We start from the raw sequence: 2,565 nt of genomic DNA on the forward strand, positions 1-2,565 counted from the left end.
GAATCAGTTTGAGCGCCCTGGCAGATCGCGTTGCAGCCATGCCATCCCGTTTCGATACGGTATTGGTTGGTGCTGCAGAGATGATGGAGCCCGAAGTGCAGTTCATCTCTGTTCCCAGAAGAACAATCAAGACGCCAGAGGATGTGGATGCTTGGTTGAAGAATGCAAAGGAAATAATTGAAGTCGCCATGAAAAATGGCCCGGTTATTGTTAGCTAGGAAGAAATATGATTGCTGAATTTGCCCAAGTTGTGGGTCTTGTTTCTGCTTTTGTTTCCGGACGTGAAGCAAGCAAAGCATTGGATATGGACGAATTTTTACAGTGGCTGAGTGAGCACAATCACCAAGACATAAAGCGCATCGTTGAACAGAACTACACAACAACTACAAGCATCAAGGCACTATTGAACCATGACCTTGGACACATAAAAACCAGGCTAGAGGAAATTTCAAACCAAATCGCTGCGTTATCCAGTCGCTCTGATGATATAGGAGACTTGGCAAAGGAATTTGCGACAAAAGTGTTATCAGAACAGGCGATAGAAATACTGGATTTGATGGATAAGAACCAAACGGAATTTTTTCTACTATCACAGGAAGTAGGAAGTGATAAGCGCCTTATATTGGTGCCTGGACCAAATTATTTATGCAAAGAGAGGCATTTTCTGCAGGACGATTTAGAGCTTATGCTAAGTCTCGGCCTGCTAAGAAAAGATTACAACTCGAACAACCAACCAATGTACTACTTTACCAGGGCCGCATCTAACCTTGTAAAGACTCTATCGCAAACCGCTCCGTGATGACTGGTTATTAGGGAAAAGGATTATGCAGCCCCTTGAAAAAACGCTACGCAGCCGCCTGGAAAAAACCGTCAAAGAAGCACGTGATGTGGCTGAAAGCGCTGCCCTGGCTGCTTTGAATCAGTTGGGTGTGGGGCAGGCCAAACCCGATGGGTATTTTAGCGAGGAAGAAAAAGCCTTGAGACGTCGTCTTCGCGTTCATGGACGGCAGTTGGGGGACAGGCGCGATCCGAAGGGTGAACAGGAAATCAGCCGCTTGATAGAAGAAGTGGCCTATGAACATTGGCACCGCATGCTCTTTGCCCGGTTCCTGGCAGAGAACAACCTCCTCATGTACCCGGATCCCGATGACCCGGTAGCCATCACCCTGGAAGAATGTGAAGACCTTGCCGCCGATGAAGGGGCGGCCAATGGCTGGGAGCTGGCGGCTCGTTACGCCGCTCGCATGTTGCCGCAGATCTTCAGATTGGATTCACCGGTCTTCCAACTGACCCTGCCGCCGGAGCATCAGCAAAAGCTGGAACACCTAGTGACCGATCTGCCCCTTGAGGTTTTTACTGCGTCTGATTCCCTGGGTTGGGTCTATCAGTTCTGGCAGGCCAAGAGAAAAGATGAAGTCAATAAATCAGAAGTGAAAATCGGTGCGCGGGAACTGCCAGCCGTCACCCAGTTGTTTACCGAACCCTATATGGTGAGTTTCCTCCTAGATAATGCGTTGGGAGCCTGGTGGGCAGCACGTCGTTTGACCGAAGCAGATCTGAAAAATGCCAGCAGTGAAGAAGAACTGCGTAACAAGGCATCCCTGCCCGGTGTGCCGCTGGAGTATCTGCGTTTTGTGCAGATTGAAGACGACGCAGGCGATACGCAATGGCAACCCGCAGCTGGCGCTTTTGATGCCTGGCCAGAACAACTGGGTGATCTGAAAACCCTCGACCCCTGCTGTGGTTCCGGTCATTTTCTCGTTGCCGCCTTTTTGATGCTGGTGCCCATGCGCATGGAGTTGGAAGGCTTGTCCGCACACGAAGTGGTAGATGCCGTATTGCGTGAAAATCTGCATGGTTTAGAGATTGACCAGCGTTGCGTGGAGCTGGCAGCCTTTGCCCTGGCGTTGACCGCCTGGAAATACCCAAATCTCCCCTCTCCCTCTGGGAGAGGGGTTGGGGGTGAGGGCGCCATAGGTTATCGCCCATTACCGGAACTGAATCTGGCTTGCTCTGGGCTGTCGGTGAGTGTTGCCAAGGAAGAATGGAAACAACTGGGCCTGGGTAAAAAGAACCTGACCATTGCCCTAGACTGGATGCACGACACCTTCAAAGATGCGCCGGTATTGGGCAGCCTGCTCAATCCCGCCAAAACCGATGCCGCCAAGTTGGTGCACTGGGATGAGTTCTCCCAAACCCTGGAACATGCCTTATCGCTCTCCTCTCCCTCGGGGAGAGGTGCCGGGGGAGAGGGTTGCGAACAGCAGGAAGCCACTGTAGTGGCACAGGGGCTTGCCAAAGCCGCCACCCTGCTTGCCGGGCAGTATCAATGGGTGATCACCAATGTGCCTTATCTGGCACGGGGCAAGCAGAACCAGCGGCTACGGGAGTTTTGCGAACGCCATTACCCAGCAGCTAAAAATGATCTGGCCACCGTTTTTCTCGATCGCTGTCTGGAATTCTGTTCTCTCCCCTCTCCCTCGGGGAGAGGGGCCGGGGGTGAGGGGGCTATCGGTGGCACGGTATCCGTGGTGCTGCCGCAGAATTGGCTCTTCCTTACCAGCT

Annotated in this window: 3 protein-coding genes; all 3 read left to right on the forward strand. The window is 52.2% G+C overall.

Annotation, left to right across the window (positions count from 1 at the left end):
* Positions 1-218 (forward strand): hypothetical protein (locus tag ACOCD2_RS16540; RefSeq protein WP_419584447.1); only part of this gene is annotated, 218 nt, incomplete at its 5' end.
* Positions 219-226: 8 nt separating this feature from the next.
* The gene (locus tag ACOCD2_RS16545) at positions 227-799 is read left to right on the forward strand and encodes a hypothetical protein (RefSeq protein WP_293653039.1); all 573 of its coding nucleotides are present in this window, start codon (positions 227-229) and stop codon (positions 797-799) included.
* A 25-nt stretch (positions 800-824) separates the two neighbouring features.
* Positions 825-2,565 (forward strand): DNA methyltransferase (locus tag ACOCD2_RS16550; RefSeq protein WP_419625798.1); only part of this gene is annotated, 1,741 nt, incomplete at its 3' end.

This window comes from Thiolapillus sp. (assembly GCF_048562965.1).
Classification (GTDB): Bacteria; Pseudomonadota; Gammaproteobacteria; order Chromatiales; family Chromatiaceae; genus Thiolapillus; species Thiolapillus brandeum_A.

Bases quoted from the DNA above. Each gene is read 5' to 3' on its own strand.
- ACOCD2_RS16545 (WP_293653039.1), top strand. From the start codon at position 227: ATGATTGCTGAATTTGCCCAAGTTGTGGGTCTTGTTTCTGCTTTTGTT.